This window comes from Allomuricauda sp. ARW1Y1 (assembly GCF_013407935.1).
Classification (GTDB): Bacteria; Bacteroidota; Bacteroidia; order Flavobacteriales; family Flavobacteriaceae; genus Flagellimonas.
In genome coordinates, this window is the sequence record NZ_JACBZU010000006.1 from 70,186 (window position 1) to 90,729 (window position 20,544).

Here is a 20,544-nt window from a genome sequence, read left to right on the forward strand (position 1 = left end):
TTAAAGTCATTGTTTGGCTTTCACAGCGCAAAAGTAATCTTATATTTGATTCTTACCTACCAAACTTGCTTTCTTATCAGTTTTATAACGTTTACTTTGTTTGGTATGGTATATATTTGCGGGATTGTCGGCGTATATCGCAGCAAAAACCACCTTTTTCCCCTTTTATGAAGGAACTGAAACACCTAAATAAATACTTCAAAAAATATTGGCTCAAACTGCTTTTGGGCATATTGATTACCATAATCGCCCGTGTTTTTTCCTTGGTGATGCCATCGTATGTGAACAAATCCATACAGGCAGTCGAGGATTTTATGTCTGATGTGATCACCCTTTCCGATGCCAAAGGATTGCTGCTCCAATATATTTTGATCATCATCGGGGCGGCCTTGTTATCGGGACTCTTCACTTTTTTGATGCGGCAGACCATCATCAATGTATCCCGCTACATTGAGTATGATCTAAAAAATGAGGTTTTCGACCATTATCAGTTATTGAGCCTCAATTTTTACAAAAAGAATAGGATCGGTGATTTGATGAACCGAATCAGTGAGGACATCAACCAAGTACGTTTGTACGGCGGCCCGGCCATTATGTACGGCATACAGACCTTGACGTTGTTCGTTTGTTTGGTGCCCTTGATGTTCATTAAAGCCCCTACATTGGCGGCCTACACCTTGCTCCCACTTCCCGTTTTATCGGTTTTGATCTATCAGATCAGTAAAATCATCCATAAAAGAAGTACCGAAGTGCAGGAGTTTTTATCCACACTGTCCACCTTTACACAGGAATCGTTTTCCGGGATTTCAGTCATCAAGGCGTACAGTATTGAACCTAGGATAAACGCCGAACTGCGGACGTTGGCACAAGAGGGCAAGGATACCAGTATGTCCCTAGCCAAGGTGAATGCCTGGTTTTTCCCCTTGATGCTCCTATTGATCGGTATCAGCAACGTATTCGTTATCTATATCGGAGGGCGACAGTACATCAACGGGGAGATTGAGACCATAGGAATCATTGCCGAATTTATCCTGTACGTAAACATGCTCACCTGGCCCGTTGCCGTGGTGGGTTGGTTAACTTCCATAGTACAACGTGCGGAAGCCTCCCAAAAACGAATCAATGAATTCTTGAAGGAGGAACCTTCCATACAGAATCAGGTAAAGGAACCAACGCCCATTGAAGGAGCCATTGAATTTAAGCATGTAACCTTTACCTACGAAGATACCAATATCACCGCGCTCAAAGACGTATCTTTTAAAGTGGAAGCAGGACAAACCGTAGCGATATTAGGGAAGACCGGATCGGGGAAATCGACCATTTTGGATTTAGTGGCGCGTTTGTACGATACCACATCGGGAGAAGTTTTGATAGATGGCGTTCCCGTGCAACAATTGAATTTGGACAGTCTTAGAAGCTCCATCGGGGCGGTACCGCAGGATGCCTTTTTGTTTTCCGATACCATAGAGAACAATATTCGTTTTGGCGATGAAAACGCCACCCATGAAGAGATTGTGGAAGTAGCCAAAAAAGCTGTGGTCCACAAGAATATCGAAGGCTTTGCCAAAAAATACAACACTATTCTTGGCGAAAGGGGAATCACCCTCAGTGGTGGCCAAAAGCAGCGGGTTTCCATTGCAAGGGCACTATTAAAAGATCCCAAGATCTACTTGTTCGACGATTGCCTTTCCGCAGTGGACACAGAAACGGAGGAAGAGATTTTGAACAATCTAAAACAATTATCCGAAAGCAAGACCACCTTGATTGTGAGCCATAGGGTCTCTTCGGCCAAGAATGCGGACAAGATCATTGTGCTGGAGGAAGGAAAAATCATCCAAGAAGGTACCCACGAAGAATTGAACAATACCGATGGGTATTACAAGGAGCTCTACATCAATCAGCTTTCGGGTAAAGAATCATAAAAAAGTTGCTGAATTAGCTTTTTTTTTACATTTTTGGTGACATAATTCATCATTAGCACCAAATACACTATACCATATGGGCCAGAAAGATACAATGGATCAGGAAGAGATTTATTCGAAAGTCTTAAGAGCAGGAAGAAGAACCTACTTTTTTGACGTAAGGAGCACCAAGGCCGGAGATTATTACCTCACTATCACCGAAAGCAAAAAATTCACCCACGATGACGGGTCTTTCCATTACAAAAAGCATAAAATTTATCTGTACAAAGAAGATTTTAGCGCCTTCCGCGAAATTATGGAAGAAATGATGGACTATATCATCGACGAAAAAGGCAGTGAAGTGATTTCTGAGCGCCATCAAAAAGACTTTAAAAAGGAAGAAGATAGCTTTAGTGAGAACGGAACCGCATCATCGGACAATAGCTTTACCGATGTGAGCTTTGATGATATCTAAAAGCACTTCTTTAAAAAAATAAAGCGGCCTGTATTTTTGCAGGCCGTTTTTTATTTTTATCCTTTGGAAGATGACAACCCTAAAAAAGTATAAAAATGGCGAGGACACCGAGTAATATGCTTCCCTTGGGCACCAAGGCACCAGATTTTGAACTTTTGGATACGGTTTCGGACAACACCATGGCATTACAGGAGCTTACGGGAGAAAAAGGAACCGTTGTGATGTTTATTTGCAACCACTGCCCTTTTGTGGTCCACGTTAACCCTATGATCGTAAAGCTGGCCAAGGATTACCAGGCCAAAGGCATAAACTTTGTGGCCATATCGAGCAATGATGTGGAAAATTATCCCCAGGATGCGCCGCATTTAATGAAAGAAAAGGCCAAAGAGGAAGGTTACACATTTCCGTATCTGTACGATGAGACCCAAGATGTGGCCAAAGCCTACGATGCAGCCTGCACCCCCGATTTTTATCTGTTTGATGATGAGATGGAACTGGTGTACCGCGGCCAACTGGATGATTCAAGGCCAGGAAACGGGATTCCGCTTACTGGTGCAGATCTCAAAAATGCCATGGAGGCCGTTTTGCAAGGAAAGAAAATCAGCACCGACCAAAAACCAAGTCTTGGGTGCAACATAAAATGGAAGGCCAATTAACCTCTTTTTTTTGATGGAAACTACTTTACCAAAAACTACCTTGGTCTTGGAACCGGTAACTGAATCGAATTTGGATATCTATTTGACGGTCGGGGTGCGCTCCTACTGCCAACACTATCTGCATTTATGGGAAAACAATGACCCTAACCCATATATTTCCCACGGGCTCACCAAGCAAGTTGTACAGCCGGAACTAAAAAACCCAAATGCGCTCCACTATTTGGTACAATGGGAAAATAATACAGTCGGCATCTTAAAATTGGTAAAGGATTGCGGCATTGACGAACTATCCGACCACGACACCCTAAAGGCCGAAAAAATATATTTGTTGAAGGAATATGCAGGCAAGGGTATCGGTAAAGCGGTGCTTGGTTTTGTGGAAGAAAAAGCTCGGCAACTCAACAAGAAAACCATATGGCTGGATGCGATGCAAAAAGGAAAACCTGTTCTTTTTTACCAAAAAAACGGTTTCAACATCAAGCGGGAGAGCGAAGTAACCTTGCCTAACGTCCGACCGAGCGAAAAAGCCATGTGGATTTTGACCAAGGATCTTTAAACTACCATCCTTCGCGTTTCAAAAAATTTTCGATGTGCGCGCAATGATGGTTGCTGTGCCAAGCGTAACGTGCTATATTTTCTTTAAGGGTCGTTTTCTGGTTACCATCGGGGTGGACAAAACTTCGCTGCAATTGCGCTTCGGAAAGCCCTTTCAACAAATAGACCAGTTTCGCATGGACCGCGCGTAAATGTTCCAACGATAGCTGTATGGGTGCCGTACGTGTATCAAAAAGTTCGGCCCATGCCTTTTCATTATAGGGTTTTATGGTGGGTGTATCTTCGGTAATTGCCCATTTGAAGCGAATGTAACTGTTGTGATGGCTGTCGGAAATGTGGTGCACCAATTGGCGTACGGTCCAGCCTTCGGGCCGGTAAGGCGTATCCAATTGCGCATCGGTCAATGGGCTTACCATTCGGGATAAACGCTCTGGTAGTTGCTCCAATACCATGATCCAAGCATCCATATCCTTTTCACTGATTGCTTCGGGGAGTTCAAACTTTCCGATGGGGTACCGTAGTTGTTCCAATGTATCTTTTTCCATAAGCTAAAAGTAACAAGTTTTAAGGATTAGCCATCCATCCGACCGGCTGTATTTTTAATACACTTTTAACTGATTTTCCCATATTAAACCAAATAATCTAGTAATTTTGTAGGGTATTAATTTTCAAACCTAAAAATCAGAACATATATGGCGACTTTACGATTGGGAGATACTGCTCCCGACTTTACAGCAGTGACTTCGGAAGGCACATTGAACTTTTATGAATACCTTGGCGATAGCTGGGGAGTCCTATTTTCCCACCCTGCGGATTTTACCCCGGTGTGCACAACCGAATTGGGCACAGCGGCCAAGTTTAAAGACGAGTTTGACAAACGAAACGTAAAGATGATGGCCCTCAGTGTGGACGGTGCTGCCTCTCACGTAGAATGGATCAAGGATATCAACGAAACACAGGGAACCGAAGTAAATTTTCCGATTGTGGCCGATGTGGAACGTAAGGTGTCCGACCTCTACGATATGATCCATCCCAATGCCGATGATACGCTTACCGTACGTTCCGTGTTTATCATCGACCCCAACAAAAAAATAAAGCTTACCCTTACCTATCCGGCCTCAACGGGACGTAATTTTTACGAACTGTTGCGGGTCATCGATTCGCTACAATTAACGGCCAACCACAAAGTGGCCACGCCAGCGAACTGGAAAAATGGTGAAAAAGTGGTGGTAAGCCCTGCCATTCCTACCGAAGAGGCGAAAGGCATCTTTACCAAAGGAGTGGAAGAAATCAAACCGTACCTGCGTTTGACCCCCGATCCGACTGCATAATCAATTTATTTTGAAGAAAAAAACTGATTCCCAATAAATTAAACGTACCTTTGGACTCAATTTAATTTTTTTAATTTATATTATGAGTAAAGGAACAGTAAAATTCTTCAATGATTCTAAAGGTTACGGATTTATCACTGAAGATGGTTCAAACACAGATCACTTCGTACACATTTCTGGTCTTATTGACGAAATCAGGGAAGGTGACGTTGTAGAATTCGAGCTACAACAAGGTAAAAAAGGATTGAACGCCGTTAACGTACAAGTTGCGGAATAGACGATATAAACTTTTTTTCTAGATGAGCCCGGGCAATTGCCCGGGCTTTTTTTTGGTCAATTTTTTTTACTCGCTACGCAACCCTTTTGATTTTTGTTTATCTACGAAGTGAACACTGTTTCCCCATAACCATTAAAACCGTATAAATGAACACCTTTTTTGGAGTACTTTCGTTTTTATTGATCGTTAATGCCATGCTATTGGTTTGGAGCGTTAACGGTTCCAAAAAATAATTTTAAATAACGTAAGGGCAATAGGTAGGGTTTTTTATCGTTGGATTGTTAAGCAATAAACACGTAACGACCATGACCACTTTTTTAAGCATTCTTGTTACCTTACTCGCCCTTAACGCCTGCTTATTGTTTTTGAGCGTTAACCGGGCCAAATAAAAAAAGCCTTCATTGCTGAAGGCTTTCTGTTTTTTTAACTGCGTGGGATTGTCTTATTTCACGTTCATCAGCTCCACATCAAAAATCAATGTTGCGTTGGGTGGTATAACCCCTCCGGCACCTGTGCTTCCGTAAGCCAAGTGTGATGGAATCACAAAACGGGCCTTGTCACCCACTTTCAAAAGTGAGATTCCTTCGTCCCAACCAGGAATTACCTGTCCAATTCCCAATACAAAGTCAATAGGCTGCTTTCTTTTGTAGGAAGAATCGAAAACCTGACCATTGACCAATGCGCCTTCGTAATGTACGGATACCGTTTTGCCCTTTTGCGCTTGGGTTCCATTGCCTTTTTGGATGATTTTGTACCGCAATCCGCTATTGGTCTTCTCAAAACCGGCAGCCAATTTTTCCATTTCGGCTTCTGCCCTCGCCTTCTGCTCCGCAATTCGTTTTTCACGGGCACCTTCAAAACTTCTAAACGCTTCGATGGCGTTCCATTTTTTGGCTTCATCCCCTACCCTAACGATTTCCAAGGTTTCTATGCGGTCGCCCTGTGCAATGGCATCCACCACATCTTGACCTTCCTGTACATGCCCAAATACGGTATGCTTATTGTCCAACCAAGGAGTGGCCACATGGGTGATAAAAAACTGGCTGCCATTGGTTCCCGGTCCAGCATTAGCCATGGAGAGCACTCCAGGGGTGTCATGTACTAAATCGGGATGGAATTCATCATCGAATTTATAGCCAGGGTCTCCGGTCCCTGTTCCAGTGGGGCATCCGCCCTGAATCATAAAATCGGCGATTACCCGATGGAATGTTAAGCCATCGTAATAGGGTTTTCCCTGTGGTTTAACACTGTTTTCCATATTCCCTTCGGCCAAGGCCACAAAATTCCCCACGGTACCCGGGGTTTTGTCGTGGGTAAGTTTTACCAATATGTCACCTTTGGTGGTATTGAACTTTGCATAGATTCCGTCTTGCATGGTATGTCTGTTAATCGGTTTGTAAAAACTTTTCTGGTGAAATTCCAAGACTGCAAAGATAGGCGTTTATGCGAAAGCCGGAAAGCTAGGGAATACGACCCGATTCATTTATATGTAAGCGATTTGTACCAAAACAGGGGAATACCAAAACAATACCGCTAAAAAACACTATTTTAGATAGATAACCGAAGCCAATCATTTTTTGGTACAGTGAAACACTAATCGATTTCTTATGAAAAATTATAAACTAATTGGTACAGGATTGGTCTTGATTCTGCTTACCGCATGTGCAGAAAACCTTATTACGATGGGTTGACATTTTTCAGCTTCCAGCTTCGCCCTCTCCATTTGGCCTTATCCTTTTAAAATTTAACTGTAACATATCCCAGAGGTCTGTTACTAATCCATTAGAGGTTCAACTAAAACTTTATTGAAAGATGATTCGAGATAGTTACCATCAGCTTTTCGATGGTAGAAATTTAAGCTTTACCGAATATGGAGATGCACAAGGCTTCCCCATTTTTGCTTTCCATGGATTACCCGGTTCCCGCCTTTGGTTCAACGAAAATGATGAAGTTTCCAACTCCCTTGGGATAAGATTGATTACCGTGGATAGACCTGGATTCGGGAATAGTGACCCAAAACCGAAAAGAAGCTTTCTCGACTTTAGCAAGGATATTGAAGAATTGTGCCAACAGCTCAGCATCAACAGCTATTCTGTTCTGGGTATCTCAGGGGGTGGCGTTTATGCTGCGGCATGTGCATTACAAAACTCCAAAGCAGTCCATAAATGCGGGCTAATTTCCACAGTAGCTCCATTTGAAAATGGGAAGCCGCCCAAAAACATGGCAGCCGAGAACAGGAATGTGTTTATACTAGCACGAAGGTTTCCATGGCTATTGAAACTAATGCTCAACCAACAAAAATACTTGATCAACAAAAAACCTGACCAATATATGGCGGCAATCATGTCAAACACAAAGCACCTTTGTGATTCTGACAGAAAGATTATGGAGAACAAGGAAAATGCCGAATTTATGTTGACCCACATGGGGGAAGCATTTAAAAAAGGGGTCAAAGAGACCGTTAATGAAGCTAAACTATTCTCTAAAGATTGGGGTTTTGATGTAAAGGCAATCAATGTCCCCGTTGAGATTTGGCACGGAACCGAGGATACCCTGTCCCCCATAGAACCTATACGGAAACTGGCCAACAATGTTCCTCGCTCCCAAAAAAGCTTCATTTCGGGCAAAGGTCACTTTTTAACGGAAGAAAAAGAAATCTGGGAAAAAATACTGTTGTCCCTCAAAACAGAGTAACCCTATTAGTGATTGTAGTGCTAAGGCTTCCATAAAGTGTTTACCCCATTTCAATTGCTACTACCAAGGGATTAGTTCCCATCTTCTTGTTAAATTTTAAATGGGCAATCCATATAGGGTTCAGATTAAATATTGTATTTTTCGTCATAGACGTCTACAACGATTGTGTCACTAACCAATACAGATAAATAGAATGGGGAAATCATTTTTCAATTTTAAGCACCTTAAAGGGGATTTTACGGGCGGCTTGGTGGCTGGGGTGGTAGCTTTACCGCTTGCCCTTGCGTTTGGAGTACAATCGGGAATGGGTGCTACGGCAGGTCTGTACGGTGCCATAGCCGTAGGTATTTTTGCCGCATTGTTCGGCGGTACCGAAACACAGGCCAGTGGTCCTACCGGCCCCATGACGGTGGTATCGGCGGCAGTGGTCGCCTTCGGTATTCAAATGAACGGCTCCTTGGACAATGGAATGCATATCATCCTGCTGACCTTTTTGTTGGCGGGGTTGTTTCAAGTGGTTTTCGGTTTTTTGAATATTGCCAGTTATGTAAAGTACTTCCCCTACCCTGTAATATCAGGCTTTATGAGTGGTGTGGGACTTATCATTGTAATTCTCCAGATATTTCCATTGGTCGGGCTGGATTCGGCCAAATCCACCTGGGCGGTTATTCAAGATGTGCCCCGCCTTTTTGAAGAAGCAAATCTATCTGCATTGCTCTTGGGCGCTATAACGATTGTCATTTATTTCCTGTTCCCAAAAATAACCAAGGCCATTCCAAGTGCTTTGGTCGCCTTGATTGGGGCTACATTGGTTGCCTATTTCATGAAAATGGATGTGCCGCTGATTGGTGAGATTCCGGCAGGCCTGCCCGCCTTTCAACTTGGGGGCATTCTAAGTGTAGACCCAAGCTACTTCCCTAAAATCATCGAATACGGTCTGGTGTTGGCCGTTCTGGGGAGTATTGATTCTTTGTTGACGTCGGTTATTGCTGATAATATGACCAAAACCAAACATAACAGTAATCGAGAGCTCATTGGACAAGGTATTGGAAATATGTTGGCCGCAGCCATCGGCGGGATACCCGGTGCAGGAGCCACCAAAGGAACCGTTGTGAACATCAATGCTGGAGGAAAAACAAGATTGTCAGGCATTATTCATGGGTTGTTCCTGCTTACCGTTTTGCTGGGACTTGGAAAGTTGACCGCCTATATTCCCCTTTGTGTATTGGCCGGTTTGCTTATTCCCATTGGCTTTAAAATTGTTGACTTCAAGGGCTTAAAACACCTATTAAAAGTTCCTAGAGCAGATGCCGTTGTACTATTTTTGGTGCTGACTGTAACCACTTTTGGAAGCTTGATTCATGCTGTGGGCATAGGTATCGCCTTGGCTTGTCTGTTGTTCATGAAAAAGTCCGGGGATATTGGAGAAAAAGGTCTCCAAGTGGAACGATTGTCAGATTTGGAAGATGAAAAACCGTGGCAGGATGAAATGGAAATCTACGAAAAGTATAAGGACAAAATCGTTATAAAACACTTGTACGGACCTTTGTTTTTTGGTTTTACATCCTACCTGAAAGATCAGGTAAAAGCCCTGCCGGACGATATCGAATCCGTGATACTCAGAATGGACCGGGTACCTTACATTGATCAATCTGGCCTATATACCTTGGAGGATATTATTTTTGACCTTCGTTCCAAAAACATTGAAGTTATTATTGTTGGACTCAAAGAGCAACCTTGCGACATGCTCAAAGCCATTGATATTATTCCCGATTTGATTCCAGAAGAAGACCTGTTTAAAAATATTGATGATAGTTTCTCCCATTTACGGGAGCAATTCAAATCCTGATGGAAAATTTCCGAATGATGGATAGTAGTATCATTTATTGGCAATAACCTTTTCATAGCTATAAGAATCAGTTTTAGGAAACTACCGGATGTAACATTTTTTGATTTCTGCATCTAAAGCGCAAATTAAATACAGAAATCATGAAAAAAATCTATCTTCTTTTTACGATCTTACTTTCCTGTGCCACCCAAGCACAACAAACCGACCAACCCATTCACGTGCAGGTCAGCGGTAGTGGCGCACCTATTTTGCTCATCCCCGGTTTTACCGTTCCAGGCGATAGTTGGGAGGCTACCGTCAATCAATTGGAGGAAAACTACGAATGCCACGTGCTTACCCTCGCAGGCTTCGGAGGAAAAAGTCCCATCGAATTCCCTTGGCTGCCAAAAATCAATGCATCCATCGAAAACTACATCCAAGAGAACCAGCTCAACGATTTGACCATTATCGGGCATAGTTTGGGAGGGACCATAGCAACTTGGCTTGCCAGTAGGGAAAACAGCCAGATTGCAAAGCTCATATTGGTAGACGCATTGCCGGCAGCCGGTGCGATGATGATACCGAACTTCGACCCTGAAAACCTAGCCTATGAAAGCCCGTATAACAACCAATTGCTGTCCATGAACGATGCTGATTTTGAAAAAATGGCCCAAGGGATGGCCCAAGGCATGAGCTTACGCCCTGAAGCACAAGAAAAGATCAAGGACTGGATACTATTGTCCGATAGAAAAACCTATGTGTACGGCTACACGGATTATTTGAAGCTGGATATGAGGGAGGATCTCAAGAATATTTCCATTCCGGTAACCATCATCGCAGCCGACAAACCCTATGGCAAGGAAATGGTGACACAAACCTACAAAAATCAATACGCTAACTTAGCCCAATATGATTTGATCATCGCCGAAAATGCCGCGCACTTTGTAATGTTTGACCAGCCGGAATGGTTCATGGAACAAATCCAAAACATAATAGCAGCCCACTAAATGGATATAACAAATCAATTTTCCCAAATATATGAGATGCATGCCCCTAAAGTGTATCGGCTATGCCTGGGGTATGCATCGGGGGACGAAGATTTGGCCAAGGAGTGGCAACAACAAACGTTCATAAAGGTGTGGAACCATCGAAATGCCTTTAAGGGCGACTCGTCCCTGAGCACCTGGATTTACAGAATTGCCGTAAATACCTGTTTAAGCGACTTGAGAAAACCAAAGAAACACGTTCCCATCAACGAAGCCATTTTGGAAAATGATGTAACCGATGGGAATTCCGAACAGCGGGACACGCAAATCAAGAAAATGTACCAATGCATCCATAAACTTACCCCAAACAACAAGGCCATCATCCTTCTGGAACTGGAAGATGTACCACAATCCGAAATTGCTGAAATGCAAGGAATTGCATATGGTGCACTTCGAACACGATTGAGCAGAATTAGAAATTCACTTTTAAAATGTATCACCAATGAAAAACGATAATTTATCCCAAATATGGAAAAGTCAAGAAAATGACTTATCCCTCGATAAGCCCGACTTCATCATTAAAAAGGCCAAAAAACAACGCAACGGACAATTCATTACCATCGCAGTGCTATCGGTGACCCTGATAATTTTGATAAGCTTTACCATCACATACGCCAACAGTAACTGGAATAATTTTACGCTGGGCCTTTTATTGATGATTTCCAGTCTCGCTTTTAGGGTCATCATCGAGTTTATAAGTATGTACCGCAAAGAAAGTCGGCTCATTGCGCTAGAGAACCTGGCCTATCAAAAATACCTAAAAACGTATTATCGAATGAGATTGAGGGCAAATTACATCATCACACCCCTTTGTTTTGGTGTGTATATTTTCGGGTTTACCCTGCTTCTACCCTATTTTAAAAAAGAATTTTCTGTAGGATTTTATAATTATATTCTTATTTCTGGAATAGTTTCACTTGTTATTGTAGCTTTGATTATCTTAAACAGTATTGCAAAAGAACACCGTTTTTTAAGGCAATTGAAAGGAAAGTAGGCAAAAACCGTATGGAAAAGACAAAAGGCAGCGCGTATGCACCCCATAAACAGAGAGAGCTATTTTGGTTGCTAGGAACCATAACATTGGTACTCTTGGGACACTTCCTCCTTTTTGGAAAACAGGGGTTCGTGGAAGGTGGGACGGTCGATATCAATATTCACGATACCTATCTCATTTTTCCAAGTGTGGATATGATTTTACTACTGGGCGTTTTCCTGTTTTTGATCGTGTATTCGATGCGAACTGTTGGTAGTGCCTTCAAAAATAGAATTGCCAGTCTTATTTGCATGGCAGCTATTATAGGGTTTATAGCATTATTGACAGGGATACATTCCATAGCACAATCCTTGCTTTTTGAAACTTTGGCAACCGCACTTATTTATGTTCAATTGGTATTATCGGGTTTCTTGGTCTTTATCGGTTTTAAAACTGGGCAACACAGCAGAAAATGACTTGACCCTTGAATGTGGCTCAAATCAGGTTTATATCTATATATATCAGATAGTTTCTTATTGCTTTTTCTTTTCCTCAGGTATTCACTACCTTATCCATACGGGTTCAGGTAATTTTTTGTCCAAAACAACACCTATTCCATGGGATCATTTCCTGAATCCGCCCCACACCGTTTTTCAAGATGTCCTTGGAATAGCTAAAAAACTATAATGAATCAATTTTTACAACAATGGGGCGAAGCAGCCTATACCAGCATTGGCTTTTTTTGGATGGCCTTATGGGCTTTCATTTTGGGGTACGCCATCAGTTCTCTCATCCAGATTTTTTTAACGGAAAAACGTATGCAGCAAACCATGGGAGACGCTGGCGGAAAAAGTGTGCTGCTCGGTACGTTCTTTGGTTTTATAAGTAGTTCGTGTAGTTTTTCGGCCTTGGCCACTTCCAAGTCGTTGTTTCAAAAAGGGGCAAGTTTTATATCCTCCATCGCATTTTTGTTGGCCTCCACAAACCTTGTAATTGAGCTCGGCATCATCATCTCAATTTTTCTGGGATGGCAATTTGTAGTGGGCGAATACCTCGGCGGAATTTTGCTGATTCTTTGCAGTTGGTTGCTCATTCGGTTGATCAACCCCAAGAAACTCATCAAAAAAGCTAGGGAACATCTGGAGGCATCCAGTTCGTCCTCCATGTCCGATAAGCCCTTAACAGAAAAACTTCGGTCCCAGGAAAGTTGGGCCAAGGTAGGCAAGCAGTATGCCATGGAATGGAAAATGGTCTGGAAAGATGTAACCGTTGGTTTTACCATTGCGGGAATTGTTGCCGCTTTTGTCCCAGATTCATTTTTTCAGACACTTTTTATCAACACGGGTAACGGAGAGCAGGCATTTTCATTTCTCACCTTGCTGCAACACGTTGTTGTGGGGCCTGTCGCGGCCTTCCTTACTTTTATTGGCTCCATGGGCAATATTCCCTTGGCTGCCCTTCTGTTTGGAAAAGGAGTCAGTTTTGCCGGGGTCATGGCCTTCATTTTTAGTGATCTTGTGGTTTTTCCCGTGCTTCGCATCAATGCGAAATATTATGGCTGGAAAATGTCATTATTCATCCTCTTTCTCTTGTTTACTTCATTGATAGGCGCATCCCTCCTACTGCATTACGGTTTTGACTTTTTTGGTCTAATCCCAGAGAATGCTGGCGAGCAAATCACAGAAAAGGAACATTTTAAAATCAATTACACTTTTTGGCTCAACTTGGCATTTCTACTGGTTACGGGACTTCTGGTTTACCTCGGATTTGTGAAAGGTAAAAAGGTGAAGCACCACAAAGAGATGGCGCCCAAAAGTCCTCTTCTGGAAAATATATTGAAATGGGCCGCCCTGATTTGTTACGTTTGGTTGATTATCGGTATTCTTTTAAAATTTGGACTTTCGTCATATATTTAAATATTGACCTAAGAACCAATGAACCGTCCAAAAATCAATATTAAAAAAACCCGTTTGGACAAGTCCATTGAGTTTTTGACCTTTTTTCTCCTTCTTGGTGCTGCCTTACTCCTTGCCATTTGGTATGCACAACTGCCGGAAAGGGTTCCAATACACTTTAATTGGCCCACAAAAGACCGGAACGGAATGGACTCAAAAAATGTGCTTTGGGCAGGTATCCTAATTTTTTGTTTACTTACGGTAGGTATTTTTAAACTCAATCAATATCCATGGATTTTCAACTACCCTTTTGAGATACATGAAGGTAATGCCGAACGTCATTATCGGATTGCTACGAGGCTACTTCGATGGTTAAACCTGCTATTGGCCATTTTGTGTATTGTTTTGACCGTCCTATCCCTTCTCGATGGCCTTGAGGTATCGAAACATCAATAAATCAAATATGCAGTACATGTTATATGAAATCTTGAAGACACTTAAATCGAATTTGAAGAAAATTAGACGTAAATAAAACTAAGGTCGTATCTTGACCATAGCTAGAAATGGTTGCCCAATGAAGAAAATCCGTAGCCTCGTATTTGAATACCTACAAATAGCTTTAGCTATTTTGTTGGCCAGTATCGGGTTGAAAGCCTTTTTGCTTCCCAACGGCTTTTTGGACGGTGGGGTTACCGGTATCGCCATTTTATTGGGTGAATTTGTTCCCATCGAAATCTCCTATATTCTCCCGATCATTTCCATTCCTTTCTTTATTCTGGGCTGGCTTACCTTGACCAAAAGGGTGATGATCAAATCCGTAATTTCCGTTTTGGTGCTGGCCGTCGTTATCCATTTTGAAAATTTTGAAGCGGTGACGAACGAAAAGTTGCTCATTGCCATTTTTGGGGGCATTTCTCTAGGAGCGGGCATTGGATTGGCCATAAAAAATGGTGCTGTGTTGGATGGCTCCGAAATATTGGGCATTTACTTGCACGACAAATTCGGTATTCCCATCGGAACCATCATCTTGCTCTTCAATACCGTGCTTTTTGCGATTACGGCATGGCTCATCTCCATAGAAATTGCACTTTATTCCATATTGACCTTTATCATCACGGGAAAAGTAATCGATTTTGTCTTTGAGGGCTTTGAGGATTACATCGGTTTATTGATCGTGAGCCACAAACAAAAGGAAATTCAAGATGAGCTTTTGAACCAAGTGGGATTGGGGATGACCATTTACGGAGGCGTACGTGGATTTGGTAGCCGGGGTGAAATCAACAATGTGGAAGTAATTCAAACGGTGCTCAACCGTATTGATTCCAAAAAGGTACATCGGATAGTGGATACCATTGATGAAGATGCGTTTATCATCGAGTTTGAGGTAAACAGCGTAAAAGGCGGCGTCCTTAGAAAATATCTGAGTCGAGAGAAAACCAGAACCTTGTCACCCGACCTTTACAATAAAGATCTGTAAATCCGTCCCCGCTCCATCAAGACTTTTCAAAAAACCAAGAGTGACGGTAGGCGGCTGGCTAAATTCCATAATTTTTATTGTATTTTTCTACCAAGAACAATTGCCCATTGAAACCAGAGCATCAAAAATACCTGGAGAATTACCTTCAACAATTTTCACATCTAACGGCAGAAGAACTGGAACTACTCCGGTCCCAATTATCCATCAAGGAGTATGGCCAAAAAGAGTTTTTCTTTGAAAGCGGAGAGGTTCAGACCACCATGGGCTATGTAAGTAAGGGATTGCTTCGCAGATATTATATTAACGACAAGGGAAAGTCCATTACCACTGGATTTGTAAAAGAAAACGAATACGCAACCGACTACCCTGCCTTTATCCGTCAAAAACCTTCCAAATATCACATGGAATGCCTGGAACCATGCACCATCATTTTACTTTCATACAAAGATATTCAGCAAGGCTACGAACAATTTAAGAGCAATGAAAGATATGGTCGGCTCATTGCCGAGCAAGTGCTCACCATTCAGACCGACCGCACGGAGAGTTTTCTGTTCGAAACTGCGGAGGAGCGCTATCTTAATTTTGTAAAGAACCATCCCGAGCTACTCAATCGGGTAAGCCTCACCCATTTATCATCCTTCTTGGGGATAGAACGTCAATCGTTGAGTCGAATCCGAAGTAAAATTGCCAAAAAGTAAGTTTGTCACATATGTGTCAGGTTAGGCCGAGCATTGCATCGCATCTTTGTTGCATTAAACAAAACAAGAATAACATGATGCCAAGAAATCCATCCTACACATTGACCTTATTTTTATACGTACTCTTCTCCATAGCAGCGTTCAGTCAACAAAACATACACAAGGATATACAAGAACATACTGAGATGATATTTGACAGCCTTGTAAAGATTCGTCGGGACTTTCACCGACATCCTGAAGTTGGTGGTGAGGAACAGCGTACCTCGCAAAAGGTAATCGAATATCTGAGCTCACTTGGTTTGGAAGTTAAAACTGGAATTGGTGGCTATGGGGTTGTTGGTATTTTAAAGGGAGGCAAACCCGGTAAAAAGATAGCATGGCGGGCCGATATGGACGCTATGCCATCCAATGCGCCCGATGTGGTAGCTTTTGCATCGGAAACTGAGGGGGTTCGTCATATCTGCGGTCATGATGTACATACCACCGTAGCACTTGGGATGGCCACTGTTTTGGCAGCGCAAAGGGAACGGTTGGAAGGAACCATCTATTTTGTCTTTCAGCCTTCCGAAGAAAATATAAAAGGAGCCTTGGCCATGATGGACGATGGATTGTTCCAGTTGATCGACCCCGAAGAAATGTATGCCATGCATGTAACGCCATTCCCTGCCGGTACCATTGCTGTAAAACCAGAGGAAATGTTCTCCGACTACAAAAGGGTGGATATCAGATTCAAGGACAATGGCAATACCGAAGCTTTGACGAAATTCGTCAAAAAGCAGGTCCATGGTCTTGAAAATGTTCCCAAAGACAGCAAATTTTGGAACATGCAGAATATGGGCGACCCAGAAATTGGTATAGCGGGCCCCAAATCCATTTACACCAATTACACTACCGTAGATAACAGAAATTTCAGGGTCAAAGAAACGGAGGAAGGTGTTAAAATCAGTGCTTTTTTAAGTTTTAGCGACAAAAAACAGCGGGATGCGGCCTTGCCCGAACTTAAAAAGCGAATTGACGAATCGGATTTTGCCAATGATTTTTTGGTAGCAGAATTGGTACATGTATTTCCCACGCTGGACAACAACGAAAGACTTGTAAACGAAAGTTTGGAACAATTATCAAGTATCTACGGTGAAGATAGGGTGCTTCGCCTGCATGGGGTGGTAGCTGATGGTAGGAGTGATGATTTTGCCTTTTTTCAGCCCAAAGTGCCCAGTGTGTACTTTTTTATGGGCGGCTCCAATTACGAAAAGGGTATCATCGCACAAACACATTCACCAAATTTTGCGGTTGATGAAAGCTGTATTCGAACTGGGGTCAACCTATTCGCTTCATTGATGGTGGAACGTTTGGAACAATAAGATTGAAGCATACCGAATATCTAATTTAATTGTGGGATAAGCATCTTTTTGATAGCTTTAGAACTATTATCGCTGCCTATGAAAAAGATTACACTGCTTTTTAGTATCCTTGTCTTAACCGTGTTTGCTGCTTTTGGGCAAAGTTCCAACTTTGTAGGGACCTTCATAAACACTTCGGAAAGTATTTCCATACAATTTAAACGGGTGGGCGATGAATATCACGGTATGCTGGCCGCGGTGGGAGCAAGTTTTGCTATCAGGGCCACGGGTACCGACACTCGGCTGAACGGCCAAATCTACGGTTTGGATGGGCCTGTTCCGTTTGAAGCCAATCTATCCGGTTTGCAAATGAGCGTTCGTGCCACGGGATACAATGAACCCTTTTACAAGTATTCTGATCTTCACAATTTGGGCAGTTTCGATTTGACCCCCTACATGAGGGATAATAGCGGTGTTTCGGGGAATACTATAAATGGAACCCCCAATCCACCATCACCTGTAAACACTGACGGTCAATACCCTGAACTTGACAACCAAGGGTTGCTGAACATCATTTCCGGGAGTCAGTTGGTTTTTTACCAGCGTACCTCATACGTAAACGATAGCATGGCCAGTTCCATTACCTATGTGAATTTTTGTGCCAATGGTACTTTTTCAATGAACACGGATGGTTCGTTCAGTGTGGAAGGCGATTATGGTGGCAATGCCCAGGGAGCTTCCTACGGAAATAGCTCTGGCACATGGCAACTGGTGTCGTACCAAGGTTCACCAGCGGTTTATCTTCAATATTATAACGGTGATACCAGCATAAATCCCTTCAACGAAAACGAGGTAAGGCAGGGAAGATGGCGGCGAGGAAACACCCAATACGCATTGCAGCGGAACAAAGTCCGCTGCAATTAAGATTTTTAATGTGAGTAAATAAAGAAATTACTCTCCCATGGCCGCCGCTACGGCAGCAGAAAGTCTTTTGTAGGTTCCATTTTGCAAGCGTTCCCTGATTGCTGAGAAAGCGTCCAAGGTTTCCTCGATATCTTGCATGGTGTGTGTTGCGGTTGGAATCAAACGAAGCAAGATTAATCCCTTCGGAATTACGGGATATACCACAATAGAACAGAAAATCCCATGGTTTTCACGCAGATCCTTCACCAAGGCCATTGCTTCGGGAATACTACCATTTAAGTAAACGGGAGTAACGCAACTGGTGGTTGTACCAATATCGAACCCTCTCTCCTTTAATCCATTTTGAAGTGCGTTCACATTTTCCCAAAGCTTTGCTTTAAGCTCTGGCATGGTGCGCAGCATATGTAATCTTTTTAAGGCGCCTTTTACGTAAACCATAGGTAATGATTTAGCGAACATTTGCGACCTTAAATTATATTTTAAGTATTCCACAATTTCCTTTTGAGCTGCCACAAAAGCACCGATTCCGGCCATTGACTTGGCGAAGGTGGCCAAATAAACATCAATATCATCCTGAATGCCTTGCTCCTCGCCTGCTCCGGCCCCTGTTTTACCCAAGGTTCCAAATCCGTGGGCATCATCTACCAACAATCGGAACTTGAATTTTTTCTTGAGTGCTACAATCTCCTTAAGGATACCTTGCTCACCGCGCATTCCAAAAACTCCTTCAGAAATTACCAAGATACCGCCACCGGTCTCGCTGGCCAGTTTGGTGGCACGCTCCAAATTCTTCTCCAAACTTTCAGCATCGTTATGCTTAAAGGTGAAGCGCTTGCCCATGTGCAAGCGAACACCATCAATAATACACGCATGGCAATCCACATCGTATACAATGATATCGTCTTTGGAAACTAAGGCATCCACTACGGACATAAATCCTTGGTATCCAAAATTGAGCAAATACGCAGCTTCCTTGTTCACGAACTCGGCCAATTCCTTTTCCAATTGTTCGTGATAATCGGTATGGCCGCTCATCATACGTGCGCCCATAGGATAGGCAGCTCCGTGCTCCATCGCGGCTTCCCCGTCCACTTTCTTGATTTCAGGTAGGTTGGCTAAACCTAGATAGTCATTGATACTCCACGTTATAACGTCCTTTCCTTGAAACTTCATTCTGTTGGAAATTGGTCCTTCCAACTTGGGAAAAACAAAATAGCCTTCAGCCTGTGAGGCCCATTTTCCCAAAGGTCCTTTGTTCTCAATGATTCTATCGAATAAATCTCTCATCTACCTTAATGTTAATTCATCTGCAAAAGTATAGATTTTTACGAACCTTGCATAACGAAATTTTCAGATAAAAAAAACGGCGATGAAATTTCATCGCCGTAGTTGAGGTATTATCGGGTACTGGTTTATTTAATATACTTGATTTCCTCGGGTACTTCGGCGTTCTGGATATCAAAGAAGCCTTGATTTTCCATCCATTCGTTACTGTAAACTTTGCTCATGTACCTGGAACCGTGGTCTGGGAAAACTACCACCACATTGCTATCTTCGGTAAATTCTCCTTCGGTATTCAACTGGTACAGGGCTTGGGTCGCTGCACCACTGGTGTAACCGGCGAAAATACCTTCGGTATGGGCCAATTTGCGGGCCATGTGCGCACTTTCACCATCGGTTACCTTTACATATCTGTCAATGGCATTGAAATCGGTGGCGGCAGGTATCAAGTTTTTACCTAAGCCTTCAATTCGGTACGGATATACTTCGTTGTGGTCGAATTCCCCTGTTTCGTGATATTTTTTCAAAACGGAACCGTATGCATCAACACCCAAAACCTTGATGTTGGGGTTTTGCTCTTTCAGATAGCGCGCAATTCCTGAAATAGTCCCTCCTGTTCCGCTACATGCTACCAAATGGGTAATTTGACCATTGGTCTGCTCCCAAATTTCAGGTCCAGTGCTGGAATAATGGGCATCAATATTGAGCTCATTAAAATATTGGTTGATGTATATGGAATTTGGTGTTTCACTATGCAAACGTTTGGCCACCTCGTAGTAGGAACGGGGGTCATCTGCGCTCACGTGCGCTGGACATACATAAACATTGGCTCCCATGGAACGCAACATATCTATTTTGTCAGGTGATGACTTTGAACTTACGGCCAAAATGCACTTATACCCTTTCACGATACTTACCATGGCCAGGCTAAAGCCTGTATTCCCTGAGGTAGTCTCAATAATGGTGCTGCCAGGCTTTAAGATGCCTTTTCGCTCCGCCTCCTCGATGATATGAATCGCAATTCTATCTTTTGCCGAATGTCCCGGATTGAAACATTCCAATTTGGCATAGAAGTTTCCGGTTAGGGGGGCAGTAATTCTGTTTAGCTTAACTAAGGGGGTACTTCCAATTAGGTCTAGGATATTGCTGTGCGCATTTATCTGTTTCTTCATAACTGGTATTAGGTAGGGAAC

22 protein-coding genes are annotated in these 20,544 nt (G+C 42.8%); 18 read left to right on the forward strand and 4 right to left on the reverse strand.

Annotation, left to right across the window (positions count from 1 at the left end; all coding sequences use genetic code 11):
* Window positions 1–167 precede the first annotated feature (167 nt).
* The 4 genes from GGE08_RS14310 to GGE08_RS14325 all read left to right on the forward strand — a co-directional run bounded on the left by GGE08_RS14310 (window position 168) and on the right by GGE08_RS14325 (window position 3,588).
* Window positions 168–1,922: an ABC transporter ATP-binding protein gene (locus GGE08_RS14310; RefSeq protein ID WP_179385571.1), complete on the forward strand. Its 1,755-nt coding sequence runs from the start codon at window positions 168–170 to the stop codon at window positions 1,920–1,922.
* Between the two features lie 76 nt (window positions 1,923–1,998).
* Window positions 1,999–2,376, forward strand: a complete 378-nt coding sequence (locus tag GGE08_RS14315; RefSeq protein WP_179385572.1) for a PUR family DNA/RNA-binding protein — start codon at window positions 1,999–2,001, stop codon at window positions 2,374–2,376.
* Window positions 2,377–2,471: 95 nt separating this feature from the next.
* Complete coding sequence (locus GGE08_RS14320; protein WP_179385573.1) at window positions 2,472–3,032, forward strand: thioredoxin family protein; 561 nt, start codon at window positions 2,472–2,474, stop codon at window positions 3,030–3,032.
* A gap of 13 nt (window positions 3,033–3,045) precedes the next feature.
* Window positions 3,046–3,588 (forward strand): GNAT family N-acetyltransferase, encoded by a 543-nt coding sequence (locus GGE08_RS14325; protein ID WP_179385574.1) that lies wholly within the window; start codon window positions 3,046–3,048, stop codon window positions 3,586–3,588.
* A gap of 1 nt (window position 3,589) precedes the next feature.
* Here the strand turns inward: GGE08_RS14325 and GGE08_RS14330 are convergent, their stop codons facing one another.
* Window positions 3,590–4,132 carry a YfiT family bacillithiol transferase gene (locus GGE08_RS14330; protein WP_179385575.1) on the reverse strand — a complete coding sequence of 181 codons (543 nt, stop codon included), beginning with the start codon at window positions 4,130–4,132 and terminating at the stop codon, window positions 3,590–3,592.
* A gap of 147 nt (window positions 4,133–4,279) precedes the next feature.
* Between GGE08_RS14330 and GGE08_RS14335 the strand changes: the two genes are divergently transcribed.
* Together GGE08_RS14335 and GGE08_RS14340 are read left to right on the forward strand one after the other, a co-directional pair.
* Window positions 4,280–4,918 (forward strand): peroxiredoxin, encoded by a 639-nt coding sequence (locus GGE08_RS14335; RefSeq protein ID WP_179385576.1) that lies wholly within the window; start codon window positions 4,280–4,282, stop codon window positions 4,916–4,918.
* A gap of 82 nt (window positions 4,919–5,000) precedes the next feature.
* On the forward strand, window positions 5,001–5,195 hold the full coding sequence (locus tag GGE08_RS14340) for a cold-shock protein (RefSeq protein ID WP_127142008.1): 195 nt from the start codon (window positions 5,001–5,003) through the stop codon (window positions 5,193–5,195).
* Between the two features lie 442 nt (window positions 5,196–5,637).
* Here GGE08_RS14340 and GGE08_RS14345 read toward each other — a convergent pair whose 3' ends face one another.
* The gene (locus tag GGE08_RS14345) at window positions 5,638–6,570 is read right to left on the reverse strand and encodes a peptidylprolyl isomerase (RefSeq protein ID WP_179385577.1); all 933 of its coding nucleotides are present in this window, start codon (window positions 6,568–6,570) and stop codon (window positions 5,638–5,640) included.
* A 437-nt stretch (window positions 6,571–7,007) separates the two neighbouring features.
* Between GGE08_RS14345 and GGE08_RS14350 the strand changes: the two genes are divergently transcribed.
* The 12 genes from GGE08_RS14350 (at window position 7,008) to GGE08_RS14405 (ending at window position 18,070) form a co-directional block, all read left to right on the forward strand.
* Window positions 7,008–7,889, forward strand: a complete 882-nt coding sequence (locus GGE08_RS14350) for an alpha/beta fold hydrolase (RefSeq protein ID WP_179385578.1) — start codon at window positions 7,008–7,010, stop codon at window positions 7,887–7,889.
* A 193-nt stretch (window positions 7,890–8,082) separates the two neighbouring features.
* Window positions 8,083–9,738 carry a SulP family inorganic anion transporter gene (locus tag GGE08_RS14355; protein ID WP_179385579.1) on the forward strand — a complete coding sequence of 552 codons (1,656 nt, stop codon included), beginning with the start codon at window positions 8,083–8,085 and terminating at the stop codon, window positions 9,736–9,738.
* A 140-nt stretch (window positions 9,739–9,878) separates the two neighbouring features.
* Entirely contained in the window at window positions 9,879–10,724 is an 846-nt protein-coding gene (locus tag GGE08_RS14360; RefSeq protein WP_179385580.1) for an alpha/beta fold hydrolase, read from the forward strand.
* Window positions 10,725–11,219 carry an RNA polymerase sigma factor gene (locus tag GGE08_RS14365; protein ID WP_179385581.1) on the forward strand — a complete coding sequence of 165 codons (495 nt, stop codon included), beginning with the start codon at window positions 10,725–10,727 and terminating at the stop codon, window positions 11,217–11,219.
* Window positions 11,206–11,757, forward strand: coding sequence for a hypothetical protein (locus tag GGE08_RS14370; protein WP_179385582.1), 552 nt, complete (start codon window positions 11,206–11,208; stop codon window positions 11,755–11,757). The genes GGE08_RS14365 and GGE08_RS14370 overlap by 14 nt, the downstream gene beginning before the upstream one ends.
* Window positions 11,758–11,768: 11 nt before the next feature.
* The gene (locus tag GGE08_RS14375; protein WP_179385583.1) at window positions 11,769–12,212 is read left to right on the forward strand and encodes a hypothetical protein; all 444 of its coding nucleotides are present in this window, start codon (window positions 11,769–11,771) and stop codon (window positions 12,210–12,212) included.
* 210 nt (window positions 12,213–12,422) lie between these two features.
* Entirely contained in the window at window positions 12,423–13,652 is a 1,230-nt protein-coding gene (locus GGE08_RS14380; protein WP_179385584.1) for a permease, read from the forward strand.
* 18 nt (window positions 13,653–13,670) lie between these two features.
* The gene (locus GGE08_RS14385; protein ID WP_179385585.1) at window positions 13,671–14,087 is read left to right on the forward strand and encodes a hypothetical protein; all 417 of its coding nucleotides are present in this window, start codon (window positions 13,671–13,673) and stop codon (window positions 14,085–14,087) included.
* Between the two features lie 118 nt (window positions 14,088–14,205).
* Window positions 14,206–15,108, forward strand: coding sequence for a YitT family protein (locus tag GGE08_RS14390; RefSeq protein ID WP_179385586.1), 903 nt, complete (start codon window positions 14,206–14,208; stop codon window positions 15,106–15,108).
* A gap of 107 nt (window positions 15,109–15,215) precedes the next feature.
* On the forward strand, window positions 15,216–15,806 hold the full coding sequence (locus tag GGE08_RS14395; RefSeq protein ID WP_179385587.1) for a Crp/Fnr family transcriptional regulator: 591 nt from the start codon (window positions 15,216–15,218) through the stop codon (window positions 15,804–15,806).
* 74 nt (window positions 15,807–15,880) lie between these two features.
* Complete coding sequence (locus GGE08_RS14400) at window positions 15,881–17,167, forward strand: M20 family metallopeptidase (protein ID WP_179385588.1); 1,287 nt, start codon at window positions 15,881–15,883, stop codon at window positions 17,165–17,167.
* A gap of 78 nt (window positions 17,168–17,245) precedes the next feature.
* Window positions 17,246–18,070 (forward strand): hypothetical protein, encoded by an 825-nt coding sequence (locus GGE08_RS14405; RefSeq protein WP_179385589.1) that lies wholly within the window; start codon window positions 17,246–17,248, stop codon window positions 18,068–18,070.
* A gap of 27 nt (window positions 18,071–18,097) precedes the next feature.
* Here the strand turns inward: GGE08_RS14405 and GGE08_RS14410 are convergent, their stop codons facing one another.
* Together GGE08_RS14410 and GGE08_RS14415 are read right to left on the reverse strand one after the other, a co-directional pair.
* Window positions 18,098–19,357 (reverse strand): aminotransferase class I/II-fold pyridoxal phosphate-dependent enzyme, encoded by a 1,260-nt coding sequence (locus tag GGE08_RS14410; RefSeq protein ID WP_179385590.1) that lies wholly within the window; start codon window positions 19,355–19,357, stop codon window positions 18,098–18,100.
* Between the two features lie 125 nt (window positions 19,358–19,482).
* Window positions 19,483–20,523: a PLP-dependent cysteine synthase family protein gene (locus tag GGE08_RS14415; RefSeq protein ID WP_179385591.1), complete on the reverse strand. Its 1,041-nt coding sequence runs from the start codon at window positions 20,521–20,523 to the stop codon at window positions 19,483–19,485.
* Between the last annotated feature and the right edge of the window lie 21 nt (window positions 20,524–20,544).

Coding starts and splice junctions, on each gene's coding strand:
- GGE08_RS14400 (WP_179385588.1), top strand. CDS start 15,881: ATGATGCCAAGAAATCCATCCTACACATTGACCTTATTTTTATACGTA.
- GGE08_RS14390 (WP_179385586.1), top strand. CDS start 14,206: ATGAAGAAAATCCGTAGCCTCGTATTTGAATACCTACAAATAGCTTTA.
- GGE08_RS14405 (WP_179385589.1), top strand. CDS start 17,246: ATGAAAAAGATTACACTGCTTTTTAGTATCCTTGTCTTAACCGTGTTT.
- GGE08_RS14335 (WP_179385576.1), top strand. CDS start 4,280: ATGGCGACTTTACGATTGGGAGATACTGCTCCCGACTTTACAGCAGTG.
- GGE08_RS14375 (WP_179385583.1), top strand. CDS start 11,769: ATGGAAAAGACAAAAGGCAGCGCGTATGCACCCCATAAACAGAGAGAG.
- GGE08_RS14310 (WP_179385571.1), top strand. CDS start 168: ATGAAGGAACTGAAACACCTAAATAAATACTTCAAAAAATATTGGCTC.
- GGE08_RS14350 (WP_179385578.1), top strand. CDS start 7,008: ATGATTCGAGATAGTTACCATCAGCTTTTCGATGGTAGAAATTTAAGC.
- GGE08_RS14385 (WP_179385585.1), top strand. CDS start 13,671: ATGAACCGTCCAAAAATCAATATTAAAAAAACCCGTTTGGACAAGTCC.
- GGE08_RS14325 (WP_179385574.1), top strand. CDS start 3,046: ATGGAAACTACTTTACCAAAAACTACCTTGGTCTTGGAACCGGTAACT.
- GGE08_RS14360 (WP_179385580.1), top strand. CDS start 9,879: ATGAAAAAAATCTATCTTCTTTTTACGATCTTACTTTCCTGTGCCACC.
- GGE08_RS14320 (WP_179385573.1), top strand. CDS start 2,472: ATGGCGAGGACACCGAGTAATATGCTTCCCTTGGGCACCAAGGCACCA.
- GGE08_RS14315 (WP_179385572.1), top strand. CDS start 1,999: ATGGGCCAGAAAGATACAATGGATCAGGAAGAGATTTATTCGAAAGTC.
- GGE08_RS14345 (WP_179385577.1), bottom strand. CDS start 6,570: ATGCAAGACGGAATCTATGCAAAGTTCAATACCACCAAAGGTGACATA.
- GGE08_RS14370 (WP_179385582.1), top strand. CDS start 11,206: ATGAAAAACGATAATTTATCCCAAATATGGAAAAGTCAAGAAAATGAC.
- GGE08_RS14410 (WP_179385590.1), bottom strand. CDS start 19,357: ATGAGAGATTTATTCGATAGAATCATTGAGAACAAAGGACCTTTGGGA.
- GGE08_RS14380 (WP_179385584.1), top strand. CDS start 12,423: ATGAATCAATTTTTACAACAATGGGGCGAAGCAGCCTATACCAGCATT.
- GGE08_RS14355 (WP_179385579.1), top strand. CDS start 8,083: ATGGGGAAATCATTTTTCAATTTTAAGCACCTTAAAGGGGATTTTACG.
- GGE08_RS14365 (WP_179385581.1), top strand. CDS start 10,725: ATGGATATAACAAATCAATTTTCCCAAATATATGAGATGCATGCCCCT.
- GGE08_RS14415 (WP_179385591.1), bottom strand. CDS start 20,523: ATGAAGAAACAGATAAATGCGCACAGCAATATCCTAGACCTAATTGGA.
- GGE08_RS14340 (WP_127142008.1), top strand. CDS start 5,001: ATGAGTAAAGGAACAGTAAAATTCTTCAATGATTCTAAAGGTTACGGA.
- GGE08_RS14330 (WP_179385575.1), bottom strand. CDS start 4,132: ATGGAAAAAGATACATTGGAACAACTACGGTACCCCATCGGAAAGTTT.